This window comes from Rhizobium sp. NZLR1b (assembly GCF_019685155.1).
Lineage (GTDB): Bacteria > Pseudomonadota > Alphaproteobacteria > Rhizobiales > Rhizobiaceae > Rhizobium.
The window spans coordinates 23,789-41,323 of the sequence record NZ_JABDWC010000022.1; the positions used below are offsets into that span (position 1 = coordinate 23,789).

Annotated in this window: 16 protein-coding genes and 2 pseudogenes; 3 read left to right on the forward strand and 15 right to left on the reverse strand. The window is 60.9% G+C overall.

The annotated features are described in order from the left end of the window. Window positions 1–2: 2 nt before the first annotated feature. The 6 genes and pseudogenes from HJB84_RS25560 to HJB84_RS25580 all read right to left on the reverse strand — a co-directional run bounded on the left by HJB84_RS25560 (window position 3) and on the right by HJB84_RS25580 (window position 7,208). The gene (locus HJB84_RS25560) at window positions 3–1,883 is read right to left on the reverse strand and encodes an ABC transporter substrate binding protein (RefSeq protein ID WP_311045003.1); all 1,881 of its coding nucleotides are present in this window, start codon (window positions 1,881–1,883) and stop codon (window positions 3–5) included. A gap of 164 nt (window positions 1,884–2,047) precedes the next feature. After that, entirely contained in the window at window positions 2,048–3,511 is a 1,464-nt protein-coding gene (locus tag HJB84_RS25565) for a lytic transglycosylase F (RefSeq protein WP_221117249.1), read from the reverse strand. A gap of 82 nt (window positions 3,512–3,593) precedes the next feature. After that, a pseudogene (locus HJB84_RS33710) lies at window positions 3,594–3,715 on the reverse strand (transporter); the annotation flags it as partial. An 18-nt stretch (window positions 3,716–3,733) separates the two neighbouring features. After that, complete coding sequence (locus tag HJB84_RS25570; RefSeq protein WP_246762759.1) at window positions 3,734–4,492, reverse strand: hypothetical protein; 759 nt, start codon at window positions 4,490–4,492, stop codon at window positions 3,734–3,736. A 109-nt stretch (window positions 4,493–4,601) separates the two neighbouring features. Beyond that, a complete protein-coding gene (locus HJB84_RS25575; RefSeq protein WP_207584136.1) occupies window positions 4,602–5,144 on the reverse strand; it encodes a hypothetical protein in 543 nt (180 codons plus the stop codon). 15 nt (window positions 5,145–5,159) lie between these two features. After that, window positions 5,160–7,208, reverse strand: a complete 2,049-nt coding sequence (locus HJB84_RS25580; RefSeq protein ID WP_259671168.1) for an alkyl/aryl-sulfatase — start codon at window positions 7,206–7,208, stop codon at window positions 5,160–5,162. A gap of 202 nt (window positions 7,209–7,410) precedes the next feature. Here HJB84_RS25580 and HJB84_RS25585 point away from each other — a divergent pair. Beyond that, window positions 7,411–7,713 (forward strand): annotated as a pseudogene (locus tag HJB84_RS25585) (AEC family transporter); the annotation flags it as partial. On the opposite strand, the gene HJB84_RS25590 reads toward HJB84_RS25585, so the two are convergent. Genes HJB84_RS25590 through HJB84_RS25615 form a run of 6 tightly spaced genes read right to left on the reverse strand, consistent with a single transcriptional unit; the run spans window position 7,681 to window position 13,170 of the window. Then, window positions 7,681–8,892, reverse strand: coding sequence for a UbiH/UbiF family hydroxylase (locus tag HJB84_RS25590; RefSeq protein WP_221117250.1), 1,212 nt, complete (start codon window positions 8,890–8,892; stop codon window positions 7,681–7,683). The pseudogene HJB84_RS25585 and the gene HJB84_RS25590 overlap by 33 nt on opposite strands. A gap of 39 nt (window positions 8,893–8,931) precedes the next feature. After that, window positions 8,932–9,444 carry a DUF934 domain-containing protein gene (locus HJB84_RS25595; protein ID WP_207584134.1) on the reverse strand — a complete coding sequence of 171 codons (513 nt, stop codon included), beginning with the start codon at window positions 9,442–9,444 and terminating at the stop codon, window positions 8,932–8,934. A 10-nt stretch (window positions 9,445–9,454) separates the two neighbouring features. Beyond that, window positions 9,455–11,125, reverse strand: a complete 1,671-nt coding sequence (locus HJB84_RS25600; RefSeq protein WP_207584133.1) for a nitrite/sulfite reductase — start codon at window positions 11,123–11,125, stop codon at window positions 9,455–9,457. Window positions 11,126–11,133: 8 nt separating this feature from the next. Further along, the gene (locus HJB84_RS25605) at window positions 11,134–11,448 is read right to left on the reverse strand and encodes a DUF2849 domain-containing protein (RefSeq protein WP_207584132.1); all 315 of its coding nucleotides are present in this window, start codon (window positions 11,446–11,448) and stop codon (window positions 11,134–11,136) included. Window positions 11,449–11,450: 2 nt separating this feature from the next. Then, entirely contained in the window at window positions 11,451–12,887 is a 1,437-nt protein-coding gene (gene cysG, locus HJB84_RS25610; protein ID WP_221117251.1) for a siroheme synthase CysG, read from the reverse strand. Next, complete coding sequence (locus tag HJB84_RS25615) at window positions 12,871–13,170, reverse strand: hypothetical protein (RefSeq protein ID WP_207584130.1); 300 nt, start codon at window positions 13,168–13,170, stop codon at window positions 12,871–12,873. The genes cysG and HJB84_RS25615 overlap by 17 nt, the downstream gene beginning before the upstream one ends. On the opposite strand from HJB84_RS25615, the gene HJB84_RS25620 reads away from it, so the two are divergent. Both HJB84_RS25620 and mazG read left to right on the forward strand, forming a co-directional pair. After that, on the forward strand, window positions 13,154–13,741 hold the full coding sequence (locus tag HJB84_RS25620; RefSeq protein WP_207584129.1) for a deaminase: 588 nt from the start codon (window positions 13,154–13,156) through the stop codon (window positions 13,739–13,741). The genes HJB84_RS25615 and HJB84_RS25620 overlap by 17 nt on opposite strands. A 20-nt stretch (window positions 13,742–13,761) precedes the next feature. Beyond that, window positions 13,762–14,601 (forward strand): nucleoside triphosphate pyrophosphohydrolase, encoded by an 840-nt coding sequence (gene mazG, locus HJB84_RS25625; protein WP_207584128.1) that lies wholly within the window; start codon window positions 13,762–13,764, stop codon window positions 14,599–14,601. A 258-nt stretch (window positions 14,602–14,859) separates the two neighbouring features. Here mazG and hflX read toward each other — a convergent pair whose 3' ends face one another. The 3 genes from hflX to HJB84_RS25640 all read right to left on the reverse strand — a co-directional run bounded on the left by hflX (window position 14,860) and on the right by HJB84_RS25640 (window position 17,474). Then, window positions 14,860–16,185, reverse strand: coding sequence for a GTPase HflX (hflX, locus tag HJB84_RS25630; RefSeq protein WP_207584127.1), 1,326 nt, complete (start codon window positions 16,183–16,185; stop codon window positions 14,860–14,862). Window positions 16,186–16,262: 77 nt separating this feature from the next. Beyond that, complete coding sequence (gene hfq, locus HJB84_RS25635) at window positions 16,263–16,505, reverse strand: RNA chaperone Hfq (RefSeq protein ID WP_003539403.1); 243 nt, start codon at window positions 16,503–16,505, stop codon at window positions 16,263–16,265. 105 nt (window positions 16,506–16,610) lie between these two features. Next, window positions 16,611–17,474, reverse strand: coding sequence for a D-amino-acid transaminase (locus HJB84_RS25640; protein WP_207584126.1), 864 nt, complete (start codon window positions 17,472–17,474; stop codon window positions 16,611–16,613). Between the last annotated feature and the right edge of the window lie 61 nt (window positions 17,475–17,535).

Genomic DNA, 17,535 nt, shown 5'->3' on the forward strand with positions numbered 1-17,535 from the left:
CCCTATGCAGCCGGTAAAGTGAGTATCACACGAGCGCCTTGCCGAACGCTATCGTCAAAGCGCAGGGTTCCTCCGTGAGCCTGTACGATCGACTTGCAGATCGCCAAGCCGAGGCCGAGGCTCGCCTTCTTCGTGCTGACGAACGGCTTAAACAAATCCGCGACCCGTTCCGGGGCGATGCCGACGCCCAGATCGGTTACAGTAAGCTCAAGTGTTCCATTCTCGCGTTTTCTTGTCTCGATTGCAATTATGCGTTTAGCCGGCGGCATATGCCGCATTGCATCTGCAGCATTCAGCACCAAATTGAGAATGACTTGCTGCAATTGCGGCAGATTTCCCTGGATACGGACATCCGGCAGATCGAGCGCCAGATCGACTTGGGTCTGCCGTGCCAGAAGCTCACTGCGTAAAAGGGCAAGCGTCGTGGTCGCCGCGTGATTGAGATCCATCGACGCGAGGCTGGTCTCGCCTCGGATCATCAGGCGGCGCAACTGAATAATCACGGTCGAGGCACGCCTGTTGTCGAGAACGATGTCGCCGAGGATCTCCCGCAGTTCGCCACTGTCCAAGGGATCACTATCGAGAAGTCTTCGCCCTGACTCTGCATTAGCAAGAATGGACGTCAAAGGTTGGTTCAGTTCGTGCGCAAGCGCGCCGGACAGTTCCCCGAGCTGGGCCGTTCGCGAGATGTAGGCTAGTTCAAGGCGTTCGAGGTTAAGCTCCGCCTGAAGCCGGACCTTGCGTCGGCGCTCGAAGAACAGCGCCACAATCGTAGCGGTTTGTAGAACAATGACAGCGAGAATGGCTAATATCTGGGGGCGGTATCGTTCCCAGACGGACGGCTGAAAGTTCACGATTTCAGCATTCCGCGGAATGCGCTCCGGGTCGATACCGAAATGACGGACCTGCAGCCAGTCCACCAGCGGGCCATCCCCGACGAAGCTCGTCTGCGATGCATTGAGATCGCCTTTAAGCACCCTTGCCGCAAGTGAGCCCATCTGCTCCCCGACCGCCTGGAAAGTCCCCACGTAGCCAGCCGTGGCCCCGGCGCCGAAATATGAACTGTAGACCGAATAGACCGGCACCCGAGCGACGGCAGCAATCTTCCCCGCAGCATCGCGTGGAATGAATTTTCTGCCGTCGGCGTCCTCAAAAATCGTCAGGACGAGAAAGATCGTCTGGTCCGCTGCATTGCGCGCAGCATCCATGAAACCTTCGATCGGCAAGTTCGAAAGATAAGTCACTGGAACACCCGAATAGGCGTCGCGCAGGGTAGCACGCGCAGAGACTTGCCAACTTTTGTCGAAGGCCGACGAGCCGGTGACGACGACGATCTGCTTTGTATCGGGCTGCAACGTGAGGGCAAGGCCGATCGTCTTGCCCACATCAAAGTGGCTGACGACGCCTTTCACATCGGCGGGTAAATTATTGTTGCGGATCGAATTGTCAGTCACGGCTCCAAACACGATCGGCGCGCCGCCTCCGATTGCGGTGCGATGATCAAGCGCGAATTTCAACGCTCCCGGTCCAATCGTCAGGATGACATCGAACGTCATTCCCTGGTATTTCGAAGTCAAATAATCCGTAAGGCGGGCGACGTTGGCGGGGGAAGGGAAACGTACGGTGTCGAGGTACTCGCTGTAGATTTCTATATCGGCCGGCATGGCCTTTGACATGCTTGCACGAAGGCCCTGCGCCACCTCAACAGCGGCTGTCAGAGTGCTTTCGTTTTCGTAGATAAGCAGGACTCGGCTGACGGGATGCGGGCCGACTTGCGCGACCGCCTGTTTCGCGACGAATGCAGTAAGCGAAACAGCAAGGAAAAGGGCGCAGGCCAGACCTATCGCCTGATATTTCACGCTCTTTGCACGATTCGAACCCACCGCTTGCGACCACCTGAAACTTGTCGCATCCGCGATGCAACGTGGAGTCAATATTCAAGCGTACTAAAATAGGGAGGTTCCCACGGGCGGGCAACCTCTCGCGCGCCGGAATTGAGCGGTGGTGCAGTTTGCAATCTTGTCATCTGGACGATCCGACCTAGACGTCAGTTTTGCGATTGCGGTGCGGTCTTTGCTGACGTCTTGCGGCCGGATGTCTCTTCCTCCAGGAGGCTGTAGGCGATGTAGTATTTGAAGATGTTGCCGACATACTGCACCGTTTCCCGGCCAACGATCGCAGCAGCACCATTCTCGACGTTTCCGAACCATACATCCGAGCTGAGGCCGAGCTCGGCGGCCTTCTTGCGAAATTTCCTGAGGTTGCCCGGTCCGGCATTATAGGCCGCAAACGCCATGAGCTGGCGATCGCGCGGCGAGATGCCCGGATCGTCGATGTAGACGTCGATAAGGTGGCGCAGATATTTCGCGCCCGCTTCGACGTTCCGATCCTCGCTCTTGGCAATGCCTGTGATGCCGACCTCCTTTCCGGCGGCGGTTGCCGGAAGCAGTTGCATAACCCCGACAGCGCCGCGCGGGCTACGTCGCTTCTGGTCGAGCTGCGATTCCTGATAGCCCTGTGCCATCAGCATGAGGTAGTCGAACGAGTATTCCCCAGCATGGACCCGGAATATGTCGACGAGCGTCTTGAAGCGCGCGACATCCTCGGGGGAATAGGCCTGCTTGAGGATCTTGTCGCTCTTGAAATACTTGTTGCGCAGCATGTTGCCGAATGTTGTGCCGACCTCGTGCTCGCCAGCAAACTTGTCGAGCACTGCCTTCAGTTGCGGGCTGTCCTTGCGGATCGCCCAAGCGATATGACCGTCGGTCGAGATCGCGATATCCGAACGCACCTTGAGATCGGTGAACACCTTCGTCCAAATGTCGGCCTTGTATTGGTCGACGATCGTCCAGGGCAGTAGTCCTGCATTGACCATCTCCATGAGGTCCTCGTCCTCGAGGTTTTCGTCGATGACCTTCATTTGGACTTCGGGCCGGCCCTCCGCCTTCATGCGCTCGTTCAGAGCAAGAAGATGCTCGTCGTAGCTGCTGGTCTCCCGGACGGAGATCTCCTTGCCGGATAAGTCGTCGAGACTTGCGATTGCTGGGGCTGACGGTCCCGTAACTAAAACTTCGCTTGCGTGCTCGTAGATCGGTGCACTGAAATCGACCTGCTCCAGTCGCTTGGGCGTGATCGTCATGTTCGCCATGATGATATCGCCCAGCCCTTCGTTGAGAGCAGGGATCAGCCGGTCGCGCGGCGTCGGAATGAAGGCGATCCGCATGCGCTCGATCTCTTTCTTCTTTCCCTCGTTTAGTGCTGTCTCGAGCGCGGTACCAAACTCGACGGCCGTTCCGAACTGGCGGCCTTTGTCGAGGAAATAAATCGTCTTGCTGTAGGGAACGAGAATACGGATCAGCCGCAGCTTCGTCATCGCGTCGAGATCGCCGGTATGCGGCTTCGGGAGGATTGCAGCCATCGTCAATGCGGCGCTTTCGGCGGCGAAGACTAACGGATGAACGCCGAGAAGGATCGAGGCAACCAAGATAAGCACTCGGGAGATGTGGCGCATGGATCGAACCTTGGTTAGCGTTGATCAGGGCAGCAGCGCGGGGCCGACGCCCCCGATCAGTCCGGTAGACGTCGGCCGCTTTCCAGTCATCGTTGAGATCGATCGGAACGACAGGCTGGATGTTGACCATGGCTCTCTCGCCCTCGTCGGGGCCATAGCCGGAGTCGTAGTTATCAGCGACGCGATCGGATTGGATAGTTTTTTTGGCGAGGTACTCCAACGTCAGAATCTCACGGTCATCCCGATGATCGGTCCATGCTGGATGACGTCGTAGGAAAACCCATCGCTGCTGTAGTCCACGCCCTGCGCGCGATAGCCGGCCACGGCGGAAACGGTGTCATTGAACTTGTAGCCAAGGCCCGCGAGAACGTCCCAGTCGAGGTCCGCCCCACCCGCACCGATCATTCCCCAGCCGGTCGCGTAGATCTTGTCGGTGAAGGAGTAGCTACCCTTGATGCCGACGATGGCGTCGACCCAGTTTGCGGAATCGGTCTTCGACAGGCTGCCGATCAGCCCGCCGCTCAGGCCGACACGCGTTTCGACGTGCCAGAAGCGAGCACCCGCGAGAACGTCCAGCCGCGCATTCTGATCCTCGTAGACCGTGTAGGCACCACCCAGCATTGCGGTGAACGTCTCCGATTTCAGCCTGACTTCGTCTGCGACGACGCCGCGCGGCGAAGCCGAACTGGTCGTCACGCGGACGTAGCTGAGATCGGTGAAAATGCTGTACCGGTCATATCTGGCATCGCCCGCCGCCATGAACGCAAAGTCGAGGTCCGACAGGATGTCGCCGAAGTCCTGGTGGATATCGACGGTGGGAAGCCCGAAGACTTGCGTCTCGCCGTCCAGTCCCGCCGCCCAGAAGTAGGGCGAAAACGAAAACGTCCATTGGCCGGGATCTCGGGGAACGGGCTGCGGCGCCGTTACGGGCAGCAGATCCGCGGCATAAGCCCCCGGAGTGAAAACAGACGCTGCCAGCATCCCAAGGAAATGTTTGATCGAACGATGCATGGGCTTCCTTTCGCCTTCCGCTGCCTGTTGATCCGACATCTGAACTGTGATTGGTGGCGCTCTGTGCCGCCAATGAGTTTCATGCGACCTCGGCGCAGACGAACTCGCTGAACCGTCCGACCGGATAAGCTGCCGAAAAGGCCGATCGCACATTGCCGACAGATAGATCCGGTCCATCGACCACCAGGACGCCGGTCTGTTCTGAGTGCAGAAATGTAAGCTGCCCGTTGGTCAGGGCTGCAGCGCCCTCCTGGGAGACAATGACGATGCAGTCTCTCATCCCATCCACGTCAGGTTCGACACGGGGGGCCGGCGGATCGGCCCGAACGTCGAAACCGCTAGGCGTTGGAAGGAAGTAGCCCCACGTCCTGCTTTCGATCATCAGGACGAAGAAGTTTGGAAGAGCCGCCAGCTTTGAACTCGAAAGAACCTGTTCAAGCCGCTGCTGCAGGGTCGTCAAAAGCACGACCGCCGCGTGACGGGACTGACCCATGTCGACTTCGCCGATGGGAGGCTCCGGCAGGAGATCCTCGTCGATCGCCTGCCGGGTTGCTACAGCCACCGCAAGTGCAAGTGGATGCTCGACGGAGAACTCGATGGTCAGCGAGCATATGGTGCACATGCCTTAGCCCCCCCGTCACGCTGTGACGATGTTGAACCAGAATTCGAAGTTGTCGAGCAGGCCGACGAATTCTGCCAGCTTCTTCGGATCGCCAGTTAGCTTGGCCTTGCCCTCCACAACCTGCTTTTCCATCGTCGAAGTACCGAGCATCACGTCGTTCAACGCCTCGCGGGTGGTGACGATCGACACATCGGCGTCCGAAAGCGTCTTGTCCTTGGAATAGTGGATGGCGGCGTTGGCAACGCCGACCGCATATTTCTGGTTCGTGTCGGTCAGTTCCATGTTGATGTTGATGGTCTTGCCGGCAGCGCGGTCGCCGTTCAGCCGCACTCCGAGGAAGTCGAAGAACATCTCGATCGGCATGGCCTTGATCGTATCCGGGCTTGCCGTGTTCGGCGTCGGCAGTTCTGTAACGCCTTGGCGAAGCTCGCGTGCCCCCGTCAGATAGAAGTTGCGCCACGGGCCGGATTCGGCCTGATAGCCGAGCTGCTCGTAGGTATCGGCGAGGAGCTGTTTTGCGGCGATGTTGTTGGCATCGGCAAAGACGACGTGATTGACCACTTCGGCAACCCAACGATAGTCGCCCTGGTCGAAGGATTCCTTCGCTTGCCGCAGCACATTGTCAGCACCGCCCATGAAGTTGACATAGCGGGCGCCGGCATCGGTCGGCGGCAATTGGTGAAGCGTGGCCGGAACGCCGTCGAAGAAGCCGAGGCGAAGGTTATATTGCGCCACAGCGTCATGATAGACCGTGCCGTAATAGCTTCTGCAGGCCCACGTGGTCGCCAGCTCCTGCGGCAGGCGAATGACTTCGCCGATCTCCTTCGGGGTCATGCCGCTGTTTGCCATGCGCATCACCTGGTCATGGATGAAGCGGAACAAGTCGCGCTGCTTTTCGATATGAGCCACAACCTTGTCATTGCCCCAGGTCGGCCAGTGATGCGAGGTGAAAAGCACTTCCGTCTCGCCGCCGAACATGTCTAGCGCCTGCTGCAGATATTTCGACCAGAGGAGCCCGTCGCGAACCTTTGCGCCGCGCAGCGTGTAGAGATTGTGCAGCGTATGGCAGGCGTCTTCCGCGGCGCAGAATGCCTTGTAGCGGGGAATGTAGAACATGAATTCCGACGGCGCCTCGGAATTCGGCGCCATCAGCACCTGCAGCTCAACGCCATCGATGTTGATCTTCTGCCCCGTTTCCGTCGCCCAATCGGTCGGCAATGCCAGTCCGATTTCGCCTGAAGAGGTGGATTTGCCAAGGCCGCCATCGACCTGGCCGGTCGCACCGCGCGGCAGTAGGTTGCCGTACATATAACTTGCGCGCCGGCTCATGGCGTTGCCGGCAATGATGTTTTCGCCGACGGCCGCTTCGGTGAAATCCTCCGGCGCCAGGATTTTGACCTTGCCGGCATCGATATCGGCCTGGTTCACCAGCCCACGCACACCACCATAATGGTCCACATGGCTATGCGTGTAGATGACCGCGACAATCGGCTTGTCGCCAAGCTTCGGGATGACCAGTTGTTTCCAGACGGCCGAGGCCGTTTCCGAACTGACGAGCGGGTCGATAACGATATAGCCGGTATCGGTGCGGATGATGCTCATCACCGAAAGGTCATAACCCCGCGCCTGATAGACGCCGTCAACGACTTCGAACAGGCCGTGAATCATGTTGAGCTTGGCCATGCGCCAGAGGCTCGGATTGACCGTATCGGGCGCATCGTCCTGATCGGATGTGCCGAGGAACGAATAGGTGCTGAGGTCCCAGACGGGAACGCCTTCGGCATTGTTGATGATCGCCGGGTCCGGCAGTGCCGCCAAAAGCCCGCGATGGGCGTCCTTGAAATCCTTCACATCATCGAATGGAAGGCCGTTGCGATAAAGCGCGTTATATTCGGTCGTCGCCTTGGTGGCCGGTTTTGCGGCGCTTCCGCTCGGCGAAACAGGTGGGGCATCCTGCGCGGATGCTGCTGACGAGCGCCCGACGAGACCCACCGTCAGGCCCGTCGTCGCCATCCCTTTTAGAAAATCAGCTCTGCTAATTCCGAAGTTATCCTGTTGTGCCATTTGCTCATCTCCGCCGGCGCGATGCCGATTGCTAAGGTCACACTTCGTAATCGCGGGATTGTTGCTTCTGTAGCTCTCCCGTCGGCGGCATCTTCGGTGTATGGGTTGATGAAGTATAGTTGGACCATGGGCCAACAAATGTGGATTGATCGGCGTGCTTTTTTGAGCCGACATGCGCCTAGAGCATTTCCGTTTTTCTTCGCTGAAGCGGATCCCGGCTGAGATCGGCTACATCGTGCCGGCGAAGCTGATCCTGCACCCGGTCGCGGTTTTCCTGGCACTGACAGCGGTCGGTGGGTTCGAGCCGGTGTGGATCCAGGCAGCCGTGCTGCTCGCCTCGCTGCCGACGGCGACCAACGTCTTCGTCATCGGCCAGCAATATAGTGTGTGGCAGGAGCGCGCCTCGGCGACGATCCTGATCACAACGGTGCTTTCGGTGGTCAGCGTTTCGCTCTGGCTGATCGTGATCCGCTCAGGCCTTCTTCCGCTTCAGCTTTTCCCGTAGAGCACCCGGAATATCGCGCAAGCCGCGGCCGGGCTCGATGCCTTCGCGCATGATGATATTGCGCAGCGGCGGAATCGCCGAGAGGATATGCAGGCCCGCAGCCCGCAGCATCTGCACCGGCAGGAAATCCGAAAGCAGCGAGCGGTTGAGAAGATCGACACTGGCCGTGCGCGTCATGATATCGGCGCGGCGCTTGCGGTCGAAGCTTTCGCCGGCATCGGCCGGCACCGGCAATTCCGCCCTGTCGCAGAGGATCTCGGTCAGCGCCATGATATCGCGCAGGCTGAGGTTCAGCCCCTGCGCCCCGATCGGCGGGAAGACATGGGCGGCCTCGCCGATCAGCGCGATGCGCCCCTTGCCGAAACGATGGGCGATCATGCCGGACAGCGGCCAGACCTGGACGCCCTCCTCCACATCGACCTTGCCGAGCATGGACTGCATGCGCGCCTCGACAAGGGCGCCGAGTTCGGCAAGCGGCAATTCCAGGCGCTTTGCTGCTTCAGCGGGGTCCTGTACCCAGACGAGGCTGGAGCGACCTTGGGGCAGCGGCACTTGGGTGAAGGGGCCATGTTTGGTATGGAATTCGGTCGAGATGTTCTGGTGCGGCAGCGAATGGGCGAAATTCAGCACCATCGCCGACTGCGGATAGGACCAGTTGCGCACGCCGATATCTGCCGTCTCGCGCAGCTTCGAGCCGCGGCCGTCGGCGCCGACGGCAAAATCGGCTGAAAGCATCTCGCCGCCCGCAAGCGTGATCGACACGGTCTCGGCGGAGATTTCGATCGATTCGGCCATCTCGGTGAAGCGGGTGATATTGCCCTCGTCGGCGACGGCATTTTCGAGGACGTCGATCAGCGCCTTGTTGGGGAAATTATAGCCGAAGGCATCGAGGCCGACCTCAGCGGCGCGGAAGGTGGTCGTCGGCGCGCGCAGCAGCCGGTCAGTGCCGTCGACGATGCGCATGCTGGTGAGAGGCGTGGCTGCCGGGCGCAGCTTTTCCCAGAGCGCCAGCCGGTCGAAGAAGCGGATCGACTGATCCATCAGCGCTGTGGTGCGCCGGTCCTCTTTTGCCGCGACGGGCGCCACCAGCGCCACACTACGGCCACCGCGACCAAGCGCGATTGCGGCGATCATGCCGGCGAGACCGCCACCGATCACCGCCACTTCGAATGTCTTCATGCTACCGTTCCGCTCATCGTAAAAAGGCGGATCGGTCGCTTATGCGGCCGGCTTCGCCTGACGGCGCCAACTATAGCCCTTGCCGGCTTCGGCGTCACGCACCGCCGGCTGATAATGATGGGGAATGGCGGGAAGACGGTTTTCGGAAAGCCGCTTCAGCGCCGTGGCGTTGCTGACGGAAAAGCTGTCGATACCGACGCGCAGCATCAGCGGCACCTGGTCGATCAGCACGTCGCCGACGGCGCGCAGCTCGTTGGTGTAGCCGAGGCGCTGGCGCAGCAGCGAGGCATGGCTGAAGGCCCGCCCGTCGTTGAACGCCGGAAAGGCGACGGCAACGATTTCGAGGCGATAAAGATAGGGCTCCAGCCGGCGCACATCGTCGGCCGGCTTGATCAGCACCCCGAGGCCGACATCGTTGCTTACGTCGGCCTTGGCGATCAGCTCGTCGAGGCTGAGCAGCGGCTTCTGCTCGCCGGTCGCCTTCGCCTCGTCGGTCTCGATCACCCAGGGATCGTTTTCGACAAAACCGGTTTCTCTCCAGATCTTCGTCATCATCGCCTCCTTATGCCGCTTCGGCGGTTGAGCCGTAGAGCGCAGCCTTGAAAGGCTGCGGCCCGACGCGGCGATAGGTGGCAAGGAAGATCTCCGATGGATCGAGGCGCAGGCCGAGATAGGTGTCGACGATCGTCTCGATCGCGTCCGTCACCCGGTCGGGCTCAAAACCGCGGCCGATGATCTCGCCGATCGAGGTATGTTCGTCGCCGGAACCGCCGAGGGTGATCTGGTAGAGTTCGGCGCCCTTCTTCTCGACACCAAGCAGGCCGATATGGCCAACATGGTGGTGGCCGCAGGCATTGATGCAGCCGGAGATCTTGATCTTCAGCTCGCCGATCTCGGCCTGGCGTTCGGCATTGCCGAAACGGCGGGAGATTTCCTGCGCCAGCGGAATGGAGCGCGCATTGGCGAGCGCGCAATAGTCCAGCCCCGGACAGGCAATGATATCGGTGATCAGGCCGGCATTGGCTTCGGCCAGATTGATGGCGACGAGGCCGCGATAGACGGCTTCCAGATCGGCAAGTGCAACATGCGGCAGGATGAGGTTCTGCTCATGGCTGACACGGATTTCGTCGAAGGCATATTCTTCGGCGAGATCGGCGATCGCATCCATCTGCGCGTCGGTAGCATCCCCCGGAATGCCGCCGATCGGCTTCAGCGAGATCGTCACCATGCCGTAATCGGGGTTCTTGTGCGGCTGCACGTTCTGCTGCACCCAGCGGGCGAAATCCGGATCGGCCTTCTTCCAGCGGGCGAGGTTTTCCCAGCCTTCGGCGCGCTCGGACAAAGCCGGCAGTGCGAAATAGCTGGCGATCGCCTCGACGTCCTTTTCCGGCAGCTTCAGCTCGCTATCCTTCAGCGCGGCGAATTCCACTTCCACCTGGCGCGCCAGTTCCTCGGCGCCGGTTTCGTGCACGAGGATCTTGATGCGGGCCTTGTACTTGTTGTCGCGGCGGCCGTGCAGATTGTACACGCGAACGATTGCCGTGGTGTAGGAGAGTAGGTCCTCTTCGGGCAGGAAGTCGCGGATCAGCTTGGCGATCATCGGCGTGCGGCCCTGGCCACCGCCGACATAGACGGCAAAACCGATCTCGCCCTTGTCGTTCTTCTTCAGATGCAGGCCGATATCGTGGACCTGGATCGCGGCGCGGTCGCGGTCGGCGCCGGTGACGGCGATCTTGAACTTGCGCGGCAGGAAGGAGAATTCCGGATGGACCGACGACCACTGGCGCAGGATTTCGGCATAGGGACGCGGATCGGCGATCTCATCGGCGGCGGCACCGGCAAAGTGATCGGCCGTCACGTTTCTGATGCAGTTGCCCGAGGTCTGCAGGGCATGCATCTCGACGCTTGCGAGATCGGCGAGCGCATCGGGGATTTCCGACAGCTTCGGCCAGTTGAACTGCAGGTTCTGGCGCGTGGTGAAATGGCCATAGCCGCGGTCATAGGTGCGGGCAATATGGGCGAGCATGCGCAGCTGGCGGGCGCTCAGCGTGCCATAAGGAATGGCGATGCGCAGCATATAGGCGTGGAGCTGCAGGTAGACGCCGTTCATCAGGCGCAGCGGCTTGAACGCATCCTCGGCAAGTTCGCCGGAAAGGCGGCGCTGAACCTGGTCGCGAAACTGCTCGACGCGCTCGCTGACAAAGGCATGGTCAAATTCGTCGTAACGGTACATCGTCTTCCTCAGACTGCAATGAATTCGGGATCGGCCGGAGCGTAGCCCGGGGCATATTCCATGGTCGGACCCTGGGCGCGGATGCGCTCGCGAAGGCGAAGCGGCCAGAGACTGCCGTTGGTGTCCTGGACTTCGACGACGGCGACGTCAACGACTTCGTTATCGGCATAGGATTTCTTGCCGATGGCTTCCAGCGCTTCAACGGCTTCGTTATGGCGGGCGACTAGCGCCTCCTGCAGCGAGGTGGACCACGCGCCCTTCGCATCCAGCCAGACGGCAATGCCGTCCGTCAGCCGGTTGGCCGTCAGAACCTTGTCTACCATGTTTAGCTCCTTGAAAGTTCCTCGAGCCGGGCGTTCGCACGCACCAGCGGCTCGGACAGTTCGAAATTGGCGCCGGCGACCGCATCGCCGATAATGACCATGACCGGACCGGTCAGCTCGTCGCGGTGCTGCAGGTCGGGCAGATCGGCGAGCGTGCCATGCAGCAGGCGGCGCTCAGTGCGGCTGGCATTCTCGATGACGGCGACGGTGGTCTCGGCGGGAATGCCGGCCTGCATCAGCCGCTCGGCAACGGAGGCGGCAACCGTGCGGCCCATATAGACGGCGATCGTCGCGCCGGAGACGGCAAGGCTTGCCCAATCGGGCAGCACGTCGCCGGTCAAATCATGGCCGGTGGTGAAGACCAGCGAGGAGGCAACGCCGCGCAGCGTCAGCGGCAGCTCGAAATCGGCGGCGGCGGCGAAAGCCGAGGTGATGCCGGGCACCACCTCATAGGTGACGCCGGCAGCGCGCATTGCCGCCATCTCTTCGCCTGCCCGGCCATAGACCAGCGGATCGCCGGATTTCAGGCGGACGACACGCTTGCCCTGGCGACCGAGGTCGACCAGCAGGTCGTTGATCTCTTCCTGCGATTTCGAATGGCAGCCCTTGCGCTTGCCGACGGAAAGCCGCTCGGCGTCGCGGCGGCCCATATCGACGATCGCCTGCGGCACGAGCGCGTCATAGACGATGACGTCGGCTTCCATCATTACGCGCTGGGCGCGTAGCGTCAGAAGATCCTCGGCACCGGGACCGGCACCGACCAGCCAGACATGGCCGGCGACTTTGTCCATCGAGCCCAACAGCCGGTGGGCGGCGTGGCGGGCCTGCGGCAGGTTGCCGTTGGCGATCGCATCGGCCACGGCGCCGGAGAAAAAGCGGCGCCAGAAGACGCGGCGGGTGACGCCACGCGGAACGAGCTGGTCAACGGCCTTGCGGTAGCTCGTCGCCAGGCCGGCAAGCCGGCCGAGCGAGGGGGAGAGAAGCTGATCGATCTGCGCACGGATCATTTGCGCCAGAACCGGCCCCGCCCCTTCGGTGCCGATCGCAACGGCGACGGGGGCGCGATTGACCAGCGCCGGCGTGAAGAAATCGCAGTAATCGGGCTGATCGACGGCATTGGCCGGAATTCTGACAGTGCGGGCGGCATCGACAATCCGGCGGTCGTCAGCCTCATTGCCGGTGGCGGCGAAGACCAGCGCCGATCCCTCGACCTGCTCGGCGGAAAAGCCGGTGCGCACGGTCTCGATACGGTTGGCGATCAGGAAGGCGTGATAATCGGCTTGCGGCCGATCGGCATAGGCAACGATCCGCGCCCGTGTGTTCAAGAGCAGCCGCACCTTGGCGAACGCTTCGTCGCCATTGCCGAAGACAGCCGTCTTCTGGCCTTCCACGCGAAAGAAGGCTGGAAATACCGAAAGCTGCTCAGTCTTGGGAGACATCATCAATCCACTTCGAAGTTGCCAGACTATGCCCTTGATCGACAAGGGATTGAAGGAACAGAAATTCGAAAGCCCCAGCAAGCGGGTATTCTTTTGCTCGTCTCATTAGCGATTTGAGAAAAGTCACCCATGCTGACCAAAACAGCACAAGTGAGCGCATTTGCTGCAGCGCATTGTAAAGCCTGTGACAAAAGACGTCCACCGGCGTTTCGCGCATTTCACTTGCGCCGCCGAGGCGATAGACTGAGGGAAAACCGGAGAGATCAATGCCCGACAAAACCATCGCCGCCCGCCTGCTTTCCGTTGTCGAAGACGATATCCTGCCGCTGACCGAGCGCGGCGTTTCACTGGGGAATAAGGTGTTCGGCGCGGCGATCCTGCGCAAATCCGATCTTTCGCTCGTCGTCGCCGAGACCAACAACGAGCTCGACAATCCGCTCTGGCACGGCGAAGTGCATACGCTGAAGCGCTTCTACGAGCTTGGCGACAAGCCGGCGACCAAGGATTTGATCTTCCTGTCGACGCACGAACCCTGCACCATGTGCATGTCGGCGATCACCTGGGCGGGCTTCGACAATTTCTATTATTTTTTCAGCCACGAAGATTCCCGCGATGCCTTCGCCATTCCGCACGACCTGAAGATCCTGAAGGAGGTCTTCGGGCTTGAACCCGGCGGCTATCGCAGGCAGAACGCCTTCTGGAACAGCTTTGCCATCGCCGATCTCGTCGCGACCGAAGAGGCTCAGCTGAAGACCGCGCTGCAGTCCCAGACCGCCCGCATCAAGGCGCGCTACGACGCGCTTTCCACCACCTACCAGTCGTCGAAGAGCGCCAACGACATACCGCTCAACTGAGGCCGCTGAACCGAGGCACCATGGAACCTTCCACAGAGATTTTACGGCTGATCGAGATCATGGCGGCGCTGCGCCATCCCGAAACCGGCTGCCCCTGGGACATCGAGCAGAGCTTCGAGACGATCAAGCCCTATACGATCGAGGAGGCCTATGAGGTCTCCGATGCGATCGAGCGCGGCGATATGGACGATCTTTGCGACGAGTTGGGCGACCTGCTGCTGCAGGTGGTCTTCCATGCCCGCATGGCCGAGGAGGCCGGCGAATTCTCGTTCGGCGACGTGGTCAACGCCATCACCACCAAGATGATCCGCCGCCACCCACATGTCTTTGCCCGCTCGGCCGCCGATACGCCGGATGCGGTGAAGAAACAGTGGGACGAGATCAAGCAGGCGGAAAAACGCGAGCGTACAGAGCGCCGGTCCAGGCGGGGGATCACCGAGGATTTCAACGGCGGCTTTCTCGGCTCGGTGCAGCGCAGTTTTCCCGCTTTGACCGAAGCGTTGAAGCTGCAGGAACGCGCCGCGAAAGTCGGTTTCGACTGGTCGGCGCCGGAACCGATCCTCGACAAGATCGAAGAGGAGATCGGCGAATTGCGGGTAGCATTAAGCGAAGGCGATCGCGCGAAGGTCAGTGACGAACTCGGCGACCTGATCTTCGCGGTTGTCAATATCGGCCGGCATGTGAAGACCGATCCGGAACAGGCGCTGCGCGGGACGAACACGAAATTTCGGCGTAGGTTCAGCCATATAGAGAATGTTCTTGATAAAGGAGGCGAGACACTGGAAGCGGCCAGTCTCGAGCGAATGGAGGAGATCTGGCAAGCGGCCAAGGCGATTGAAAGAGCGCTCGTGGCTGGGTAGATCGGCCTAAGTTTGGCAAGAAGCCAACCCCACTCTCCGTCATGCTCGGCTCAAGGCGGTCAGGCTGAGTGAGCAGAGTGTTGCCACATCTCCCTTCTCCCCAGCGGGAAGAAGATGCCGGCAGGCAGATGAGGGGGTGAGCGACGCCAGGAGCGAGTGCGCTGAGCGCAAGCGAAGGGCAGCATGAAGGGTGTACCGTGCGGCCCCCTCATCCGACCCTTCGGGCCACCTTCTCCCCGCTGGGGAGAAGGGAGTGACTCACCGCTCCCAATCTTCCTTCGAAGACTTCGCGCCATTGCCGATGCGGCGTTCGAGTTCGGTGGCTTCGGTTTCGGAGAGGCGCAGGTCGAGCGTGATCGAGCCGTCCTCATTGTCCTCGCGGGCATCGACGATCGCGTGGTCGTAGAGCCAGGGCAACAGCGCTAGCTTGTCGACCGGAAGGCGGATGGTCGCTTCGGTCATCACGCCGGAGAGCCTGCGGCTGATCTCATCCATCAGCGTGTCGACGCCCTCGCCGCTGACGGCCGAGACCGCGACGACGTTGCTGGCGCCGGCCGATTTCTGCACCATGGTGTCGTGCACCTCGGGCTCCAGGCGGTCGATCTTGTTCCAGACCTCGATCAGCCGCTTCTCGGCTTCGGCCTCGTCGATGCCGAGATCACCAAGGATGCGCATGACGTCGGAGCTCTGGGCCTGGTTGTCGGCATCGGACATGTCGCGGACATGCAGGATGAGATCGGCTTCCAGCACTTCTTCGAGCGTCGCCCGAAAGGCGGCGACCAGATGGGTCGGCAGGTCGGAGATGAAGCCGACGGTGTCGGACAGGATGACGGTGCGGCCGTGCGGCAGCTTCATGCGCCGAAGCGTGGGATCGAGCGTGGCAAAGAGCATGTCTTCGGCCAGCACGCCGGCGCCGGTGATGCGGTTGAACAGCGTCGACTTGCCGGCATTGGTATAGCCGACCAGCGCCACGATCGGGTGCGGCACCTTGCGGCGCTTGGCGCGGTGGAGCTGGCGAGTGCGCACGACCTGCTCCAGTTCGCGTTCGAGCTTGATGATGCGGTCCTGCAGCATCCGCCGGTCGGCTTCAATCTGGGTTTCGCCCGGGCCGCCCATGAAGCCGCCGCCGCCGCGCTGACGTTCAAGGTGGGTCCAGCTTCGAACCAGCCTGCCCTTCTGGTAATTCAGGTGGGCGAGATCGACCTGCAGCGTGCCTTCCTTGGTGGAGGCGCGGCGGCCGAAGATTTCGAGGATGAGGCCCGTCCGGTCGATGACCTTGGCGTTCCATTCCTTTTCGAGATTGCGCTGCTGCACCGGCGTCAGCGGATGATCGACGATGACGAGACCGGAATCCCGCTCATTGAGCAGCGCCTTGATCTCCTCGATCTTGCCGGTGCCGAGCAATGTGGCCGGTCGCGGATCATTGACCGGGACGACCGAGCCGCTGACGACATCGAGGTCGATCGCCTGGGCAAGCCCCGTCGCCTCTTCGAGCCGGCTTTCCGGCGTGCGGGTCGAGGCCGATTCGCTCTGGCCGCCGCGGCTACGCGATTTCAGAACCGGCACGACGACAGTCGCGCGCATGTCGTCCCTGTGCTTGGCGGCCTCAGGGATGATCGAATCGTTCTTGGTATCGCGTGTCGAAATGACGGCTGATCCTGTTAGGACGCTGCTTCTTCGCTCTCGAACATCTGCATGGGCTGGCCCGGCATGATCGTCGAGATCGCATGCTTATACACGAGCTGCGAATGGCCGTCACGGCGAAGAAGAACACAGAAATTGTCGAAAGACGTAACAACGCCCGTGAGTTTCACGCCGTTGATCAAAAAGATTGTCAGGGAAATCTTTTGTTTGCGAACAGTATTGAGAAATAAGTCCTGCAGATTCTGAGAACGTTCCGCCATCGCGCCGCTTCTTTCTTTATTGCCGACCTGATCCGGCCGGTAGAATATCAATCAACCTCACCCGCAAGACCGGCGCCTCATTCACCCGTCCAGCAAATCTTGGTATCAAATCGCAATCTTTTCCGCAACGTCGAAAAAGGCTTCGCGGACTTTCTGCGAGACGCTGCCCGGATGACCGTTGGCGATCGTCTGGCCATCGACGGAAACGACCGGAAAACAAATACTTGTGGCTGCGGTGAGGAAGACCTCGCGGGCTGCGAGCATCTCGGAAACCGAGAAGTTTCGCTCGGTGATCTGCAACCCGAGCTTGGCTGCGACGTCCATCAAGGTGGTGCGGGTAATGCCGCGCAGGATGCCGTGTTCGGCCGGCCGCGTCACCAGCATTCCCTCGGAATCGACGATCCAGACATTGGTCGCCGCCCCTTCCTTGACCATCCTGTCGCCGTCGACATAGATCGCTTCCTGGGCGCCGGCCTCCTTGGCCTGCTGGCGGGCCATCGCGTTCGGCAGCAGACCGACGGATTTGATGTCGACGCGGTCCCAGCGATTGTCGACAAGGGTGATCGCCCTGATGCCATTGGCATTCTTGGCGGCGATGATTTTGGGATCGGTGCTCTTGGCGGTGATAACAAGCGAGGGCGTCGTTCCCTCGGCCGGGAAGACATGATCACGGCGCGCCACTCCGCGCGTCACCTGCATGTAGAAAAGCCCGTTGCAGACATGGTTGCGGCGCAGCGTCTCGCGAATGACCTGCGTCAGTGCCGCCCGGCTCATCGGCCAGGCGATGCGCAGCTCACCGAGCGAACGGTCGAGACGGTTCAGATGGCGGGTGAGATCGACGATGTAGCCATGGCGCACCTCGCAGACCTCATAGACGCCGTCGGCGAACTGATAACCGCGATCCTCGATATGCACGCTGGCATCGGAATGCTTGACGTAACGGCCATTCACATAGGCAATTCTCGGCATGGGAAACCTGGTCTTCCGGGAAGCAATACAAGGGGCACGGCGCGGCGTCGGCCGCGCCGAA